Genomic DNA, 17,438 nt, shown 5'->3' with positions numbered 1-17,438 from the left:
GGCGATGGACGAGGAGGCGTACACCGCCAGACGTGTTCTACCGGCTCGCTCGTACGAGCGATGTGGGGATCTGCCGTGGTCACCGCGGGTTCACCCCTCGGTTCGCGGATGTGTTCCTGGTTACGGGCGGGGGTTCGTGATGGAGTCGCTGGTGATCTTGACTGTCGCGGCGAGGGGACACCAAAGGACAAGAAGGTGACGCTTGCGCGGCGCTCACCCGCCCGCCGGCGCGGCAGCGTGGCCCCCAGCCGGTCGGCTCCGGCGGTTCGCAGCTGCAGGCCGGTTTCTGGCACAGTGGCCGCATGGGGGAACAAGACCTGGCCGCTGCCGTGGCCGCCGCGGTGCCCGCCGTCCGCGCCGTGATCCCGCCCGCGCCGGCCGCGGCGCTGGGCCGCCTCCGGCTCGAGCCGGAGCGCACCCGCTACCCGGACTTCCCCGAGTCCGAGGTGGTGCGATCACTGCGGACGCTGCCGTCGTGGGTGGTCGAACGCGTGCACGGTGCGGTGGAGCTGGCGCTGACCCGGCTCGACGTCCCGGCGCCTTCGGTGACGGCCGCGCTGGAGCCGCTGCGGGACGGGACCTTCGGCTTCCTCAGCTCGGACAGCGAAGCGGAAGCCCTGCGCGAGACGCGGTTGCTGGCCCAGCTCCGGCCCGGCCTCCTGGAGCTGGTGGCCGAGCTGACCGCCGGCGTGGTGGCGGGAGCCCGGCTCACCGCCGAAGGGGACGAAGCCGCGATCGCGGCCGAGCACGGTGCCGGTCACCTCGCGATCGCGCTGGTGATCGCGACGATCGCCGCCCGCGAAGCCGGCCACCCCGGCGTCGCGGGCATCGTCGGGACGGCGCTCGGGGTGGCGGCGGGCCTGCTCCGCGAGGCGCCGATGCCCGAAGGCTACGCGGCGGCGCTGCGGGAAAAGGAACGTGCCGAGTACCGGCTGCCGCGGTCCGGCGGCACGTCCGTGGCGGTCCGCGACCACGTCTTCGCCTTGACCGAAGGCGGGTTCCCGCCCTACGGCACCTTCGCCGAGAACGGCCTCGCGGAGGCGGCCGCCGGTGGTGTGGTCGTCCGCACCGGCACGGAGAACGGTTCGGTCCGGGTCGGTATCCGGGTGCTGGCCGAGCCGCCCGCCACGGCGGAAACCCTGGGCTGGGAAGAAGTCGTGGACCTCAGCTGGCGCGCGGAGCACGGCTCGGCCGGCGTCGGCGGGGGAGTGACCACGCCGCCGTGGCCCGGCGACTACCGCGTCCGCGTGCACGCCTACGGCCGCGACGACCCCGAGACCGAGGGCTACGACCTCTGGGTCTGGGCGGCGCCGCCGGCGCCGACGGTGGTGCACGCCCGCGCCGACCGCCTCGGCCACCGCCTGCGCGGCGAGCCGGAGCCGCCGGTCGTGGACCGGCCCGAGGTGCGCTACCGCTGGATCGGGCGGTCCCGGCTGACGGTGGCGGCGACGGTCACCATCGCCACCGGCCTCCCCGCGGAAGACGTCCTCCGCGCGTTCGGCGCCGACCCCGGCCGCCCGGAACCCTTGGCGGAGCTGCGCGAGGAGTACGGGGACCCGTGGCTGGCGGTCCTCGATCTCGACGGCGTCGTGGTGGCGATCGAGGAAAACGGCTTCACCGGCTCCGACGCGCCCGTGCTCGCCGCGGCGTCCCGGGCCGGCCGGGCGGCGAGCATGTTCTGGAACGTCAACGGGCTGACGCGCCTGTCCTTCGCCCGCGGCGGCGAGGTCGTCTCGGCGTTCGAGCCGGGGCTGGGAGAGCCGTCGGCGGACGACGACGTCGCCGCGGCGCTGGCCGGTCTCGACCTGGAGAACTACCGCGACCGCACGGAAAAGTGCCTGGTGGCGGTGGAGCGGTTCACCGGCCGGGGGCTGTACGCGGAAGACCTGGAGGACCTCGACCGGCTCGGGGTGGCGTACCGGATCAGCGACCGCGGTTGACCGCGCTGATCTCGTCCTGGAGCCGGGCCCGGACCCCGGAGCGGGCGTCCCGCGGCGCGGCCGCCGTGGCCTGGGCCGGCTCGCCCGCCGGGCCCGGCACCGGGAACACCTGGTGCTCCCCGGGCAGCGGGACGCCGGGGCAGACGGTGGCCGCGGGCCGCGCGGTGCCGAGGAAGAAGCCGTTCACCAGATCGTCCACACAGGAATTGCCGCTGACGGCGTACTGACCGTGGAAGGGCGATTCCGCCACCGAGATCATCGGGATGCCGGCCGCCCGCGCCGCCGCCTCGGCCTGTTCGTAGCCGGTCTGCGGGTCGAACTCGCCCTGGACGACGAGGATGTTCTTCGCGGCGCGCGGCGAGAGCTTCGGCAGCTCGTGCCGGGGCTGGTCGGACCAGAAACCGCACGCCTCGCTGAGGCCGTAGGCCCAGCCGAACAGCGGGTAGGCCGGCCCCTGCAGGTCGCTGAGCAGCTTGTACCAGCCGGCCGTCCGCGTCGGCTGGTCCCCGCACGCCACGGCCAGCCGGGTGCCGGGGACGTCGGCGTAGTCGGGCTCCGGCGGGTCCGCCGCCACGTCGGCGGCGGTCAGCCGGTCCGCGGAACGGCCGAAGACGGCCCGCGAGGCCCGGTCGAGGTCGTCGCGCAGCGCGGCGGGCGGCGGGGTGGTCTTGCCGTCGAGCGCCGCCGCGCCCTTCGTGAGGACCAGCGCGCCCACCAGCCACTGCCGCGTGCTGCCGTTGCCGACGAAGACCTGGTCGAAGACGTCGGGCGGGACGCCCCGGGACTTGAAGAAGGTCCGCAGCCGCTCCCACTTCGCCCGGACCTCCCCGGCGGTCTTGCCGAGCTGGTCGGGGAACCGGCGGGCCAGCCACGGCGCGTAGACGCGGTCGAACTGGCGCTGGTCGATCTTCGGGAACGCCTCGAACGCGGCCTGGAGGCGGCCTTCGAAGTTCACGCTGGAGTCGAGGACCATCTTCCCGGCGCGGTCCGGGAACAGCGACGCGTACTTCGCCCCGAGCCAGGTCCCGTAGGAAAAACCGAGGTAGTTCAGCTTCTCGTCGCCCAGCAGGGCGCGGATGAGGTCCATGTCGTGCGCGGTCTGCCAGGTGGTGATGAACGGCGCGAGCGCGTCGCTCTGGCACGCCTCGGCCAGCACCCGCGGCGTGCGCTGGTGCTGCGCGATGCTGTCCGCCGAGCGGTCGCGGGCGTCGAGGTCGTCCTCCTGGGGCAGCCGCCCCAGCGGCACCCGGCACACGTACCCGGGGTCTTCGCCGCCTTCCTGCCCGGTGCCGCGGGGGTCCATGCCGACGATGTCGTAGCGCTCGTTCACCCCGGGCTCCAGGCCGGCCAGCGCGCCCGCGAGCGACGTGCCCCGCCCGCCGGGGCCGCCCGGGTTGATCAGGATCGCGCCCTGCCGGGCGCCGGTGGCCGGCACGCGGCTGATCGCCACCTGCAGGTCGACGCTGGCCGCCGGGGCCGCCCAGTCCCGCGGGACGGTGATCCGCGCGCACTGGGCCGGCCGGGGCTGGCTCCGCTGCTTGAACGGGCAGGCGCCCCAGGCGACTTCCTGGCTCCGGTACGGCGCGAGCGGGTCGGGCGTCGTCGCGGCGGCGGGCGCCGTGGCCGCCACCAGGACCGAGACCACCACCGCCAGCCCTGCTCGGGACGTTCGCACCGCAGTCTTCCTTCCTCGCACACCGGCCGGGCGTGATCCAATCACAGCCCGTGGGACAGTGGCAGCGCAAAGTCGCGGCTCGCCGCGTGGATTCCTTCGATCCGGTGAACGCTTCGGCGCACGTCAGGTGCGGTACGGGCCGTGGTTGCCCAGATCGGGGGCCACCCGCGGGTGCGGGCCGTCCTGGCCGGGCACCGGGGTGACGCTGGTGCGCCGCGCCGGGTCCGTCGCCACCGGCTCGACGACCACCTCGGTGGCCGGCCGGAGGTAGGTCTCGGTCACCGGGCGCTCGGTCTCGCGCTCCTGGAAGTGCTCCTCGACGATCCGGTCCTGGCGGCGCCGGGAGAGGACGGCCAGCGTCAGCACGTGGGCCACGGCCATCAGCAGCAGGAAGATGCCGAGGCGGCCGACCAGCGCGGCCGTCGAACCCGACCACTGCGGGCCGACCACCGAGAGCAGGGCGAGCACGCCGAAGGAAACGAGGTGGAAGACGGTCACCACCATCCACGCCATCGACCCGGTGCCCTCACCGCCGTCCGGCCCGCTCAGGTAGCGCCGTCCGCCGCGGTAGAGGACCTGGCCGTCGGCCACCACGATGACCAGGCCGATGATCAGGAACCCGGTGAGGTCGTTGTCGGGCATGCGTCTCCTCCTCGTTTTCCGGCGGGGTACCCGGCCCGGCCGGTCCCGGGCCGCGATTCACCGCAACGAGCGAACGACCGGCTCACACGGGGAATTCTTTCCGGCCGCCGGACGTCTGAGGTGGCGTGAAGAAGATTGGCTTCCTCTCGTTCGGCCACTGGTCGGCGGGGGCGCACTCCGAGACCAGGTCGGCCGCCGACTTCCTGCACCAGTCGATCGACCTGGCGGTCGCCGCCGAGGAGCTCGGCGTGGACGGTGCCTACTTCCGCGTGCACCACTTCGCGCGGCAGGCGGCCAGCCCGTTCCCGCTGCTGGCGGCGATCGGCGCGCGGACGTCGAAGATCGAGATCGGCACTGGCGTGATCGACATGCGCTACGAGAACCCGCTGTACATGATCGAGGACGCGGGCGCCGCCGACCTCATCTCCGGCGGCCGGCTCCAGCTCGGCATCAGCCGGGGATCCCCCGAGCAGGTGATCGACGGCTGGCGGTACTTCGGCTACGCCCCCGGCGAGGGCGAGACGGACGCCGACATGGCCCGGCAGCACACCGAGGTGTTCCTCAAGCTCCTGGAGGGCGAGGGATTCGCGCAGCCGAACCCGCGGCCGATGTTCGCCAACCCGCCGGGCCTGCTGCGGCTCGAGCCGCACTCCGAAGGCCTGCGCGAGCGCATCTGGTGGGGCTCCGGCTCGAACGCGACGAGCGTCTGGGCGGCAAAGCTGGGCATGAACCTGCAGAGCTCCACGCTCAAGGACGACGAGACGGGCGAGCCGCTGCACGTCCAGCAGCGCAAGCAGATCGAGGCCTACCGCGAGGCGTGGACCGAAGCCGGTCACGAGCGCGAGCCGCGGGTTTCGGTCAGCCGCAGCATCTTCGCGCTGACGAACGACACCGACCGCGCGTACTTCGGCCGCGACCGCAGCTCGCGCGACCAGGTCGGCATGATCGACGAGAACACCCGGGCGATCTTCGGCCGCTCCTACGCCGGCGAACCCGACGAGCTCGTGCGGCAGCTCAAGGAGGACGAAGCCATCCAGGCCGCGGACACCCTGCTGCTCACCATCCCGAACCAGCTCGGCGTCGAGTACAACGCGCACGTGCTGGAGAACATCGTCACGCACGTGGCCCCGGAGCTGGGCTGGCGCTGACCGGTGGCGGTCCGGTGGCGGCCGGGCCGCACTCGGTTCAGCCGTGGCTGACCTTCAGTCCGTAGAACGCCACCCGGGCGCCCTTCGTCGTGCTGTCCGAAGAGGACTGGTTGTACGAACCGGCCTTGAAGTACTGCTTGTACGGCTTGAACGACGACGGGATGCCGTAGTGCGTCGTGGTGCCGTTGACCGTGAGGTCGATGGTGTTGCCGCCGGAGATGCCGATCGTGTACGTCCACGTCTTGCCGATCGACACGTGGCCGACGGTGTGCGCGGTCTGGCCGCCGTCGGGGGAGTTCTCCGTGCCGAGCACGATGTCCCCGCTCGCCCGGTAGTACAGCTCCAGCAGCGGTTTCGTCGATGAGCCGCCGGTGCCGAGGTGCACCTGGCCGACGCACACGTTCGACGTCACGGACACCACGCGCAGGGTCGCGCTGAGCTTGTGGGAGCCGCTCAGCGACCAGTCCGCGGCGGAACCGTCGCGGTTCATCTCGCGCAGCTCCGAGCGCGCGTAGTTCGAATTCGGCGTGGTGACGCCCTTTTCCGGCGCCCAGAAGGTCATCGCGCCGTCCCGGGTGTCGGTGTAGAAGTAGCTGTCCTGGAAGCCGTCCGGCCCCTGCAGGCGGGACGAGGAGATGGTCGTCGGCTTGCCCGGCGAGCCGACCGGCTCCTGCAGCTGCCAGATCGAGAGGTCGAAGTTGCCGCCCGGCGCCACGGACGGGTCCGCGGCCAGTGCGGGGGCCGCGGTCGCCGCGGCCAGTGCGGGGATCGCGAGGAGGACGAGCAGGGCACGCACGCGCATCGAGGGTGTCCTTTCACGGTAACTGGTCTGGACAACCCGGCGGCGTGGACCCACGGTAGGACGGCGATCACCCGTTGTCAAGATCGCCGCGAAGCCGAACGGGCCCGGCCGAGGCTCGGCCGGGCCCGTTCGGGGGTGAAACTCAGGCGAGGTCGAAGCGGTCGAGCTCCATGACCTTCGTCCACGCGGCGACGAAGTCGGCCACGAACTTCTCGCGGGCGTCGTCGCTGGCGTAGACCTCGGCCAGCGCCCGCAGCTGCGAGTTCGAACCGAAGACGAGGTCGACCGCGGTGGCGGTCCACTTCACCTCGTCGGTCGTCACGTCGCGGATCTCGTAGACGTTCTCCGCCGACTCCGACGCCTTCCACTTGGTGCCCGGCGCGAGGAGGTTGGCGAAGAAGTCGTTGGTGAGCACGCCCGGCTGGTCGGTGAGGACACCGTGCGCGGCACCGCCGTGGTTGGTGCCGAGCGAGCGCAGGCCGCCGACCAGGACCGTCATCTCGGGCGCGGACAGGCCGAGCAGGTAGGCGCGCTCGACGAGCAGCGTCTCCGGCTGCAGCTTCTCGCCGGCCCGCAGGTAGTTGCGGAAACCGTCGGCCCGCGGCTCGAGGACCTTGAACGAGTCGACGTCGGTCTGCTCCTGCGAGGCGTCGGTGCGGCCCGGGTGGAACGGCACGGTCGTCTCGACGCCCGCGTCGCGCGCGGCCTTCTCGACGGCGGCCGAACCGGCCAGCACGATGAGGTCCGCGAGCGAGATCTGCGCGCCGCCGGCCTCGTTGAACTCGCGCCGGACGCCCTCGAGGACCTCCAGGACCTTGCCGAGCTGCTCGGGCTGGTTGACCTCCCAGTTGCGCTGCGGCTCCAGGCGGATCCGGGCGCCGTTCGCGCCACCGCGCTTGTCGGTGGAGCGGAAGCTCGCGGCCGACGCCCACGCGGTCGAAACCAGCTCGGAGACCGAAAGGCCGGACTCCAGGACCTTCGCCTTGAGGGCGGCGATGTCGGCGTCGCCGACGAGGTCGCCCTCGACGGCCGGGACCGGGTCCTGCCACAGCTGCGGCTCGGCGACCCACGGGCCGAGGAAGCGGCTGACCGGGCCCATGTCGCGGTGCAGCAGCTTGTACCAGGCCTTGGCGAAGGCCAGCGCGAACTCGTCCGGGTTCTCCAGGAAGCGGCGCGAAATCGGGCCGTAGACCGGGTCGAAGCGCAGCGACAGGTCCGTCGTGAGCATCGTCGGCTTGTGCTTCTTGTTCGGGTCGTACGGGTCCGGGATGATCTCCGGCGCGTCCTTGGCGACGTACTGCTTGGCGCCGCCGGGGCTCGTGGTGAGCTCCCATTCGTAGCCGAACAGGATCTCGAAGAAGCGGTTGCTCCACTGGGTCGGCTTGTCGGTCCAGGTGACCTCGAGGCCGCTGGTGATCGTGTCCGGGCCCTTGCCGGTGCCGTGCGTGCTCAGCCAGCCGAGGCCCTGCGCCTCCAGGTCCGCGCCCTCCGGCTCCGGGCCGACGTGGTCGTCGGCGACGCCGGCGCCGTGGGTCTTGCCGAAGGTGTGGCCGCCGGCGATGAGGGCGACGGTCTCCTCGTCGTTCATCGCCATCCGGGCGAAGGTCTCGCGGATGAAGTGGGCCGCCGCCTCGAAGTCCGCGCTGCCGCGGGGACCCTCGGGGTTGACGTAGATGAGGCCCATCTCGGTCGCGCCCACCTCGGGCGCCATCTCCGAGTCGCTGACGTAGCGCTCGTCACCCAGCCAGTCGTCCTCCGGGCCCCAGATGATCTCCTCGGGCTCCCAGACGTCGACGCGGCCGAAGCCGAAGCCGAAGGTCTTGAAGCCCATCGACTCCAGGGCGACGTTGCCGGCGAGCACGAGCAGGTCGGCCCACGAGATCTTCTGGCCGTACTTCTGCTTGACCGGCCACAGCAGACGGCGGGCCTTGTCGAGGTTGGCGTTGTCGGGCCAGCTGTTGAGCGGGGCGAAGCGCTGGTTGCCGTCCCCGGCGCCACCGCGGCCGTCATGGATGCGGTAGGTGCCCGCGGCGTGCCAGCTCATCCGGATCATCAGGCCGCCGTAGTGGCCGAAGTCGGCGGGCCACCAGTCCTGCGAGGTGGTGAGCACCTCGGTGATGTCCCGCTTGAGGGCCTCGACGTCGAGCTTCGCGAATTCCTTGGCGTAGCTGAAGTTCTCGCCGAGCGGGTTGCCCTTGGCCGAGTGCGCGTGCAGCACGGACAGGTCGAGCTGGTTCGGCCACCAGTCCTTGTTGGTGCGCGGACGGCCGCCCGTCTTCGGCTTCGGGGAGTCGATCGCCGGGTTTTCGCTCTCGCTGCCGTGCGACGTCACCGAGTCGTGCGCGACCGGGCAACCGGCCGCCGCCTTCTTGTCCACGCCCTGCGCGCTGGACGGGGTGTCCTGGGTGGAGCTCATTTACTTCCTTCCGGGAGCGGCGAATCATTTCGGGGACGGGCGGCCGCGCAGTCGGGGCAGGTGCCCCAGTAGACGACCTCCGCCTGGTCGATCACGAAACCGTGGTCGTCCGAGGCGGTGAGACAGGGGGTGTGGCCGACGGCGCAGTCGACGTCGGCTATCGCCCCGCACGAACGGCACACGACGTGGTGGTGGTTGTCACCCACCCGCGCTTCGTAGCGGGCGTTCGCACCGGCCGGCTGGATGCGCCGGATCAGCCCGGTGTCGGTGAGCGCCCGCAGCACGTCGTAGATCGTCTGGTGCGAAACCGTGGGGTGCTCGGCGCGCACCAGGTCGATCACCGTCTCGGTGTCGACGTGCGGATGATCGCGCAACGCGGCGAGCACGGCCAGCCGGGGCCTGGTGACCCGCAGCGAGACCGCCCGCAGCTGTGCTTCGAAGTCCGACATCACCGGCGACCCTAGGACCTTTTCTGGAATGGGTCAAGTTTTCGTCTCCGCCGAGTGGCCCAGCCGGGGTTCACGCTGCGTCAGCGGCATGGCTAGAGTCCCGGGCATGCCGGACACGCAGTACGAAGACCTCCTCCGCCACGTCCTCGACACGGGCGCCCGCAAGGGCGACCGTACCGGCACGGGCACGAGGTCGATCTTCGGGCACCAGCTGCGGTACCGCCTGTCCGAGGGTTTTCCCCTGATCACCACGAAGAAAGTCCACTTCCGCTCGATCGCCTACGAGCTGCTGTGGTTCCTGCGCGGCGACGCGAACGTGTCGTGGCTGCGGGAGCACGGCGTGACGATCTGGGACGAGTGGGCGGACGGCGACGGTGACCTCGGCCCGGTCTACGGCGTGCAGTGGCGCTCGTGGCCGACCCCGGACGGCGGACACGTCGACCAGATCGCCGACGTCCTGCGCACGCTGCGTGAGAACCCCGACTCGCGGCGGATCATCGTCTCCGCGTGGAACGTCGCCGACATCCCGCGCATGGCGCTGCCGCCGTGCCACGCGTTCTTCCAGTTCTACGTCGCCGGCGGCGAGCTGTCCTGCCAGCTGTACCAGCGCAGCGCGGACCTGTTCCTCGGCGTGCCGTTCAACATCGCCAGCTACGCGCTGCTGACGCACATGATCGCCGCCCAGGTCGGGCTCGGGGTCGGCGACTTCGTCTGGACCGGCGGGGACTGCCACATCTACGACAACCACGTCGACCAGGTCCGCACGCAGCTGGCCCGCCCGGCGCGGCCGTTCCCCACGCTGAGCCTGAAGCCGGCCGACAGCCTGTTCGACTACACCTACGAGCACTTCTCGGTCGAGGGCTACGACCCGCACCCGGGCATCAAGGCGCCGGTGGCGGTGTGATCGGGCTGATCTGGGCCCAGTCCGCGAACGGCGTCATCGGGCGCGACGGCGCGCTGCCGTGGCACCTGCCGGAGGACCTCAAGCACTTCCGCGCGACGACCGCGGGGGCGGCGGTGCTGATGGGCCGCCGCACATGGGAGTCGCTGCCGCCGCGGTTCCGCCCGCTGCCGGGGCGCCGCAACCTGGTGCTGTCCCGGACGCCGCAGGACAGCGTCGAGACGTTCGCAGACCTGCCTTCGGCGCTCGCCGCGGAGGCGGGGGACCTGTGGGTGATCGGCGGGGCGGCGGTGTACCGGGCGGCGCTGCCGTTCGCCGACCGGATCGTGGTCACGGAGATCCGTGAGCCCTTCGAAGGGGACACGTACGCCCCCGACGTCGGGCGCCCGGCGGATGCCGTCTCGGACTGGCACGAGTCCTCGACCGGCCTCCACTACCGCTTCCTGACCTGGTCCTGAACGCCACTTTCACGTGAAAGTGCCGACGTGGGGCCGCCACTTTCACGTGAAAGTGCCCACGTGGGGCCGCCACTTTCACGTGAAAGTGGCGCGCGTCGGGTCGTTGCGCTCTTCGGGGTCGGCGCTATACGGTTGGCCAACTAGAACACGTTACAGTTCTAGTGGCCGGTCGTAGCGAGGAGCGGACATGGCGAAAAGGGCGGCGCGCGGCGACGAGGCCGATTACGTCGTCGTCGGATCGGGCAGCTCGGGCGCGGCCGTCGCGGGGCGGCTGGCCCAGGCCGGGGCCAGCGTGATCGTCCTGGAAGCCGGGAAGAGCGACAAGCAGCTCCTGGTGACGAAACCCGGGCTCGTCGGGCCGATGCACGCCGTGCCACAGCTCAAGAAGCCCCTCGACTGGGGCTTCTACGGCGTTCCGCAGAAACACGTTCTCGATCGGCGGATGCCGGTGCCGCGCGGGCGGGTCGTCGGCGGCTCCAGCTCCATCAACGGCATGGTCTACGTCCGCGGCAACCGCGCCAACTTCGACTCCTGGGCCGCCGAGGGCAACACCGGCTGGGACGCCGACAGCGTCAACGCCGCCTACAAGCGCATGGAGGACTTCGAAGACGGCGAGAACGCCTTCCGCGGCGCAGGCGGCCCCATCCGGGTCACGCGCGCGAAGAACCCGCAAGAGGGGTCGCTGCAGTTCATCGACGCCACCTCCGACGCCCTCGGCTGCAAGGTCCTCGACGACTACAACGCCGAGTCCCAGGAAGGCGTCAGCCGGATGCAGCAGAACGCCGCCGACGGCCTGCGCTACAGCGCCTCGCGCGGCTACCTCCACCACCTCGCGCCCCCGACGCTGCAGCTGCAGGACCGGGTGCTGGTCGAAAGGGTGCTCATCGAGAACGGCCGCGCGGTCGGTGTCGAAGTGCTCGACCGCGGTCGGCGGCGCACCATCCGCGCCGGCAAGGAGGTCATCCTCTCCGCCGGCGTCATCGGCTCCGCGCAGCTGCTCATGCTGTCCGGCGTCGGCCACGCCGAGCACCTGAGGGAACACGGCATCGACGTCGTCGCGGACCTGCCGGTCGGCGACAACATGCACGACCACATGTTCCACGCGCTGACGTTCCACGTGTCGACCAGCAAGAACAAGGGCACGGCACCGTACTTCGCCCGCGGGCTGGCCCGGGAGCTGCTGCGGCCCGGCACCACGTTCCTGGCGAACTCGGTCTTCGAGGCGGTCGCGTTCCTGCGGACCTCGCAGGCCGGGGCGATCCCCGACCTGCAGCTGCACCTGCTGCCGTGGGCGTACGTCTCGCCCAACCAGGACGCGCCGATCCGGCACGACGTCGACAAGCGCCCCGCGCTCACCGTCCTGACCACGCTGATCTACCCCAAGAGCCGCGGCACGCTGCGGCTCGCCTCGGCCGATCCCGCCGCGGCGCCGGTCATCGACTTCCAGTACCTGTCCGACCCCGCTGACCTCGAGCTGCTCGGCGAAGGCTCGGAGATGGTGCGCGAGATCTTCGCGTCCAAGGCGTTCAAGGGCGCGGTCAAGGAAGAGATCCACCCGGGCAAGGACCTCAAGGGCCAGGCCCTGCGCGACGCGATCCTCAACCGCGCGACGTCGGTCTACCACGGCGTCGGCACCTGCCGGATGGGCGTCGACGAGCTCGCCGTCGTCGAGCCCGACCTGCGCGTGCGGGGTGTCGAGGGCCTGCGGGTCTGCGACGCCTCGATCATGCCGTCGATCACCGGCGGCAACACCAACGCGCCCTGCATCATGATCGGGGAAATGGGCGCCCAGCTCGTCCTCGGGAGCCGGTCATGACCGTCACGCCGCTCGAACTCACCCGTCCCGCGTCCGTCACCGACGCCTTCCTGGAGCAGCTGGTCGCCCGGGTGCCCGGTTCGTCCGGCGCGACCTGGAAGCTCACCGAGGTCTACACCGGCGACGTGCTCGTCGAGCTGCCGCAGTCGACGACCGAGGACATCGAGCGCGCGTTCGCCGTCGCGCGCGAGGCCCAGCGGAAGTGGGCGGCGACGCCGGTCAAGCACCGGCTGGCGGTGTTCAAGCGGGCGCACGCGCTGTTCGTCGAGCACGCGCGGACCGTCGCCGACCTCATCCAGGTCGAGAGCGGCAAGAACCGGCGGATGGCGATCGAGGAGACCTGCGACCCGCCGATGGTGATGAGCCACTACCTGAAGCGGGCGGCCCGCTTGCTCGCGCCCACCAAGCGCGGCGGCCCGGTGCCGCTGCTGACGAACTCGACCGAGGTCCGGCTGCCCAAGGGCGTCGTCGGCATCATCGCGCCGTGGAACTTCCCGTTCGCCACCGGCGTTTCCGACGCCGTGCCGGCGCTGATGGCCGGCAACGCGGTCGTGCTCAAGCCCGACAACAAGACGGCGCTCTCGCCGCTCTACGGCGTGCGGCTGCTGGAGGAAGCGGGCCTGCCGCCGGGCCTGTTCCAGGTGGTGTGCGGGGAGGGTCCCGACGTCGGCCCGGCGCTGATCGACCGCGCCGACTACGTGATGTTCACCGGTTCGACGGCCACCGGCCGGGTGATCGGCGAGCGGGCGGGCCGCAACCTCATCGGCTGCTGCCTCGAGCTCGGCGGCAAGAACCCGATGATCGTGCTGGAGGACGCCGACATCGCGGAGGCCGTCCGGGGCGCCGTCTTCGGCGCGTTCGGCAACACGGGCCAGATCTGCATGCACATCGAGCGGATCTACCTGCCGGAGTCCCGGTACGAGGAGTTCAAGACGGCCTTCGTGGCGGCGGCTTCGGCCCTCGACGTCCGCGCCGCGTACGACTTCGGCCCGGACATGGGCTCCCTGGTCTCGGTCGACCACCTGCGCCGCGTCAAGTCCCATGTGGACGACGCGGTGGCCAAGGGCGCCACGGTGCTGTGCGGCGGCAGGCCCCGCCCCGACCTCGGCCCGGCCTTCTTCGAGCCGACGATCCTCGAAGGCGTCACCGCGGACATGCTGTGCGGCGTGACCGAGACGTTCGGCCCGGTGGTGGCGCTGCACAGGTACCGCACGGTCGACGAAGCGGTGGCGCTGGCCAACGACACCGACTACGGCCTGAACGCCTCGGTCTGGAGCACCGACGTCACCGCGGCCCGTGCGCTGGCGGCCCGGATCGAGTCCGGCAACGTCAACGTCAACGACGTCCTCGCGACCGCGTACGCGGCGAAGGGGACGCCGTCCGGCGGGGTGAAGAACTCCGGCGTCGGGGCGCGGCACGGCGACCAGGGGCTGCTCAAGTACACGGACGTGCAGAACCTGGCCGTGCTGAAGAAGCAGGTGATGGGGCCGCGGCCGGGGCAGGGGTACGAGAAGTACGTCGAAAGCATGCTCTCCGGGCTGAAGCTGATGCGGAAGCTGCGGATCCGGTAGCTCAGCCGTCGACGAGCAGGCCTCGCAACGGTCCCTGCAACCGGGCCACGCGGCGGGAAACGCCCGGCAGCATGACCAGCCGGTGGGTCCGCTGCTCACCGCGGCGTTCCCGCTCGGCCTGCTCCGCGGCCAGCGGCCGCCACAGGGTGTCCACGATGTCGGCCGGCTCCCGGTCCGCCAGCTCCGCCACCGGACGCCCGAGGTGCTCGGCCCACAGCCGCAGCCGGGTCGCGCGGACCACCTCCGGGTCGTCGGTGGCGATGTTGACCTCGGTGTCGTTGAACAGCGAGTGCTCGTTCAGGTTCGCCGAGCCCACCGTCAGCCACGAGTCGTCGACGATGCCGAGCTTCGCGTGGACGTACACCGGGGCCGCCGAGTCGCCGTCGTGGGCGCTGATCGTGGTGGCCAGCAAGCGGTGGTGGCCGTCGTCGGCGTCGAGCAGCCTGCCCAGCTGGCCGCGGGTGGTGTCGGAGCCGTTGCTCGGCTTGCGCGGCAGCAGCAGGACCACGCGGAACTCGTCGGCCGGTGGGTGGCGGAGCTTGTCGAGCAGCACTTCGGCGATCTCCGGCGACCACAGGAACTGGTTCTCCAGGTAGATCAGCCGCTGCGCCGAGCGCAGGGCGCGCAGGTAGCCGTCGAGGACGGTGAACTCGCCTTTCGGCAGGAAGCCGTAGGTGTCGTTCGGCACGGTGCGCAGCAGCTGGACGCGGCTGCCGCCCACCGGCGACGGCACCGCCGGCTGCGGCAGGTCCTCGCCGGCCACCTCGACCCACCGCCGCCGGAAGTGGTCGGCGACGTCGGCGACGACCGGGCCGTCGAGCCGCGCCATCAGGTCGTGCCACCCGATCGGCCGCGGCGGGTGGTCCGGGCTGTCGTGCCGGTCGCCTTCCAGCGCGGTCAGGTCGACCCCGCCGACGAACGCGACCGCGTCGTCGACGATCACCAGCTTCTCGTGGTGGCAGTGCATGGTCCGCTCGCGGGAGTCCAGCACGCAGCGCACGTCCGTGCCCTCGGTGAACTTCCGCCGTTCGGACCGCGCCAGCTTCCGCGACGGCTGGAACGCGGGAAAGGGCGGCCCGGCCCACAGCAGGACGCGAACCTCGACGCCGCGCCCGGCGACCTCGGCCAGCAGCTCGCGCAGGGTGGGCGAGCCGGGCTCCCGCGTCAGCCGGAAGTCCGCGCTGGCGTGCCAGTTCGCGATGTGCACGTGCGACTTCGCCCGCCGGATGGCCTCGGCGACGGCGGGCAGCGACTCCTCCCCGTCGATCAGCACCTCGACGCGGTTGCCCTCCCGGACGGGAGCCCGCCCGCCGAGCGGGTCGTCCGCACCGTCCGGTTCGAGCACGGCACCCCAGCCGAGCCGGTGCAGCCGCCGCCGGTGGTGGGCACACAGGAGGCCCTCCAGTCCGTCGCCCAGCCGCTCGTCCACCTTGTCCAAGAAGGAGTGAAAGCTGTTCACCCGTCCCATATCACTACAGATCGGCCCGGCTCGCCGTGCAGTGACGCTGCGTCAGAGGTCGAGCACCAGCCGCGGGGAGCAGGAGCGCGACACGCAGAGCATCATGACCTCGTTCTCCGCCCGCTCGTCCGCGGTCAGCACCGCGTCGCGGTGGTCCGGCTCACCGCCGAGCACTCCCGTCTCGCAAGTCCCGCACGTGCCCTCCCGGCACGACGACAGCACCGGGATCCCCGCGTCCTCGACCACCTCCAGGATCGACCGGTCCGCGGGCACCGGCAGCACCCGGCCCGAACCGGCGAGCTCCACCTCGAACGCCGTGCGCGGACCCTCGTCCGGGAGCGGGCTGAAGCGCTCGACGTGCAGGTCCTCCGGGCCGAGCGCCTCGACCGCGGCCAGCAGCGGTTCCGGGCCGCAGCAGTACACCGCCGTCCCCGGGTGTGCGCCGGCCAGGAGCGCCGGCAGGTCGAGCAGGCCGTGTTCGTCCTGGGGGCGGAACGTCACGCGGTCGCCGTGTCGGGCCAGGTCGTCGGTGAACGCCATCGACGCGCGCGTGCGGCCGCCGTACACCAGGCGCCATTCGCGGCCGGTCGCCGCGACCCGGTCGAGCATCGGCAGGATCGGCGTGATGCCGATGCCGCCCGCGATGAACAGATAGCTCTCGGCGTCCACCAGCGCGAAGTGGTTGCGCGGGCCGTCCACGACGAGACGGTCGCCGGGGCTCAGCTTGTCGTGGACGTACGCCGAGCCGCCGCGGCCGCCGGGCTCCCGCAGCACCGCCACCCGGTACGCCGCCGCCTCCGAGGGGTCGCCGCACAGCGAGTACTGCCGCACGACGTCGTCCGGCAGCCGGAGGTCGATGTGCGCTCCCGGCTCCCACGGCGGCAGCGGCTCGCCGCCGGGGGCGCGGAGGGTGAGCGTCACGACGCCGTCGGCCGCCTTTTCCTTGCGGGCCACCAGCAGTTCGAGGGTCATCAGTGTCCTTCGGGGTGGGCGAGCAGCCAGTCCCACAGCCGCACGGGGTCGTCGAACTCGCGCTCGGCGCTGCAGTGGCAGACCGCGCGGAGCCGGTCGGTGCCGAGCACCCAGTGGATCCGGTGGACGCGGTCGCCGGTCAGCATCGGCCGGTTCACGGGGTGGCCAGCCGCTGCAGCATCCGGCGGGCCGCGAGGCCGCCGGTGTCGATGTTGATCGACAGCTCCTGGTACCCGTCCGGTTCGGTGGCGATCACCCGCTCGAGCACGTCGAGGGCTTCGACGTCCTGCAGCACCACCGTGCGGTTGTTCTCCGCCAGGAACGCCGAAACGCCTTCGTCGTCGAGCGCGAAGTCCCGCGCCACCGCCCAGAAGTCGTGCGTCGAGTGCTCGGTCTCGGGCGTGATCGCGTAGACGACCTCGACGTGGAAGGCGTCCGGGTCGCTGCCGTCCGGGTTCGGCGCGGACCCGACCGGCGCGATGCGGCTGTGCAGCTTGTACAGGCACGGCGGCGTGTACTCGATGTCCTGCCAGCGGGTGATCCGGCCCTCGAGACCGGTCGACTTGGCGTAGAAGGGCGGGCACGCCGCGTCGGCCATGTGCCGCGAGACGTAGACGATGCCGGCCTCCTCGTCGACCTCGGTGGTGATCGGCGTTTCGGCGACCTCCGGGGTGCCGATGTAGCCGCCGTGCAGGTAGGTCTCGTGGGACAGGTCCAGCAGGTTGTCCACCAGCAGCGAGTAGCGCGCCTTGAGCGGTTCCCTCCCGCGGACCGTGGTGTAGTCCGGCGAGTCGAGCCAGGGCGCCCGCGGGATCGCGGCCGCGTCGGCCTTCGCCGGGTCGCCGATGAACACCCAGACGAAGGAGTCCTGCTCCACCAGCGGGTAGCGCGTCAGCCGCGCGGTCCGGGGCACCCGCGTCTGCCCGGGCACGGCCACGCACTTGCCGTCCACGCCGTAGGTGAACCCGTGGTAGCCGCAGACGACCTGGTCGTCGACCAGCCGCGAAGGCGCCTGCGACAACGGGAACCGCCGGTGCACGCACCGGTCGGCCATCGCGGTGAGGCTGCCGTCGCGGGTCCGCCAGAACAGGATGGGCTCGCCGCAGATGGTGCGGCTGAACAGCTCCCGGCCGATCTCGGAGCCGTAGGCGGCGACGTACCACTGGTCGCGGGGGATGGCGCTCATCGG

15 protein-coding genes are annotated in these 17,438 nt (G+C 71.7%); 6 read left to right on the top strand and 9 right to left on the bottom strand.

Annotation, left to right across the window (positions count from 1 at the left end):
* The first annotated feature begins 302 nt into the window (after positions 1 to 302).
* On the top strand, positions 303 to 1,940 hold the full coding sequence (locus DV20_RS36310) for a DUF6461 domain-containing protein (protein ID WP_043787886.1): 1,638 nt from the start codon (positions 303 to 305) through the stop codon (positions 1,938 to 1,940).
* Here the strand turns inward: DV20_RS36310 and DV20_RS36305 are convergent.
* Positions 1,924 to 3,588 carry an alpha/beta fold hydrolase gene (locus tag DV20_RS36305; RefSeq protein WP_043787885.1) on the bottom strand — a complete coding sequence of 555 codons (1,665 nt, stop codon included), beginning with the start codon at positions 3,586 to 3,588 and terminating at the stop codon, positions 1,924 to 1,926. The two genes, DV20_RS36310 and DV20_RS36305, sit on opposite strands and share 17 nt — an antisense overlap.
* Positions 3,589 to 3,738: 150 nt before the next feature.
* Positions 3,739 to 4,257, bottom strand: coding sequence for a hypothetical protein (locus DV20_RS36300; RefSeq protein ID WP_043787884.1), 519 nt, complete (start codon positions 4,255 to 4,257; stop codon positions 3,739 to 3,741).
* A 125-nt stretch (positions 4,258 to 4,382) separates the two neighbouring features.
* Between DV20_RS36300 and DV20_RS36295 the strand changes: the two genes are divergently transcribed.
* A complete protein-coding gene (locus DV20_RS36295; RefSeq protein WP_043787882.1) occupies positions 4,383 to 5,405 on the top strand; it encodes an LLM class flavin-dependent oxidoreductase in 1,023 nt (340 codons plus the stop codon).
* A gap of 37 nt (positions 5,406 to 5,442) precedes the next feature.
* Here DV20_RS36295 and DV20_RS36290 read toward each other — a convergent pair whose 3' ends face one another.
* The 3 genes from DV20_RS36290 to DV20_RS36280 form a co-directional block, all read right to left on the bottom strand.
* The gene (locus tag DV20_RS36290) at positions 5,443 to 6,207 is read right to left on the bottom strand and encodes a polysaccharide lyase family 7 protein (RefSeq protein ID WP_043787881.1); all 765 of its coding nucleotides are present in this window, start codon (positions 6,205 to 6,207) and stop codon (positions 5,443 to 5,445) included.
* 142 nt (positions 6,208 to 6,349) lie between these two features.
* Entirely contained in the window at positions 6,350 to 8,623 is a 2,274-nt protein-coding gene (gene katG / locus DV20_RS36285; protein ID WP_043787880.1) for a catalase/peroxidase HPI, read from the bottom strand.
* Positions 8,620 to 9,072 carry a Fur family transcriptional regulator gene (locus tag DV20_RS36280; protein WP_043787879.1) on the bottom strand — a complete coding sequence of 151 codons (453 nt, stop codon included), beginning with the start codon at positions 9,070 to 9,072 and terminating at the stop codon, positions 8,620 to 8,622. The genes katG and DV20_RS36280 overlap by 4 nt, the downstream gene beginning before the upstream one ends.
* A 106-nt stretch (positions 9,073 to 9,178) precedes the next feature.
* On the opposite strand from DV20_RS36280, the gene DV20_RS36275 reads away from it, so the two are divergent.
* The 4 genes from DV20_RS36275 (at position 9,179) to DV20_RS36260 (ending at position 13,818) form a co-directional block, all read left to right on the top strand.
* Complete coding sequence (locus DV20_RS36275) at positions 9,179 to 9,976, top strand: thymidylate synthase (RefSeq protein WP_043787878.1); 798 nt, start codon at positions 9,179 to 9,181, stop codon at positions 9,974 to 9,976.
* Complete coding sequence (locus DV20_RS36270; protein WP_043787877.1) at positions 9,973 to 10,431, top strand: dihydrofolate reductase; 459 nt, start codon at positions 9,973 to 9,975, stop codon at positions 10,429 to 10,431. The genes DV20_RS36275 and DV20_RS36270 overlap by 4 nt, the downstream gene beginning before the upstream one ends.
* A gap of 187 nt (positions 10,432 to 10,618) precedes the next feature.
* A complete protein-coding gene (locus DV20_RS36265) occupies positions 10,619 to 12,247 on the top strand; it encodes a GMC family oxidoreductase (protein WP_043787875.1) in 1,629 nt (542 codons plus the stop codon).
* Positions 12,244 to 13,818: a succinic semialdehyde dehydrogenase gene (locus DV20_RS36260; RefSeq protein WP_043787873.1), complete on the top strand. Its 1,575-nt coding sequence runs from the start codon at positions 12,244 to 12,246 to the stop codon at positions 13,816 to 13,818. The genes DV20_RS36265 and DV20_RS36260 overlap by 4 nt, the downstream gene beginning before the upstream one ends.
* Position 13,819: 1 nt before the next feature.
* On the opposite strand, the gene DV20_RS36255 is transcribed toward DV20_RS36260, so the two are convergent.
* The 4 genes from DV20_RS36255 to DV20_RS36240 are packed head-to-tail and all read right to left on the bottom strand — an operon-like array spanning position 13,820 to position 17,435.
* Positions 13,820 to 15,286, bottom strand: coding sequence for a phospholipase D-like domain-containing protein (locus DV20_RS36255; RefSeq protein WP_235191092.1), 1,467 nt, complete (start codon positions 15,284 to 15,286; stop codon positions 13,820 to 13,822).
* A 42-nt stretch (positions 15,287 to 15,328) separates the two neighbouring features.
* Complete coding sequence (locus DV20_RS36250; RefSeq protein ID WP_043787871.1) at positions 15,329 to 16,249, bottom strand: PDR/VanB family oxidoreductase; 921 nt, start codon at positions 16,247 to 16,249, stop codon at positions 15,329 to 15,331.
* Complete coding sequence (locus DV20_RS36245; protein WP_084093839.1) at positions 16,249 to 16,407, bottom strand: hypothetical protein; 159 nt, start codon at positions 16,405 to 16,407, stop codon at positions 16,249 to 16,251. The genes DV20_RS36250 and DV20_RS36245 overlap by 1 nt, the downstream gene beginning before the upstream one ends.
* Positions 16,404 to 17,435, bottom strand: a complete 1,032-nt coding sequence (locus tag DV20_RS36240; protein WP_043787866.1) for an aromatic ring-hydroxylating dioxygenase subunit alpha — start codon at positions 17,433 to 17,435, stop codon at positions 16,404 to 16,406. The genes DV20_RS36245 and DV20_RS36240 overlap by 4 nt, the downstream gene beginning before the upstream one ends.
* Positions 17,436 to 17,438 lie beyond the last annotated feature (3 nt).

It is taken from the genome of Amycolatopsis rifamycinica (assembly GCF_000695625.1).
GTDB lineage: Bacteria > Actinomycetota > Actinomycetes > Mycobacteriales > Pseudonocardiaceae > Amycolatopsis > Amycolatopsis rifamycinica.
This window is presented reverse-complemented; position numbering and strand designations above follow the sequence as displayed.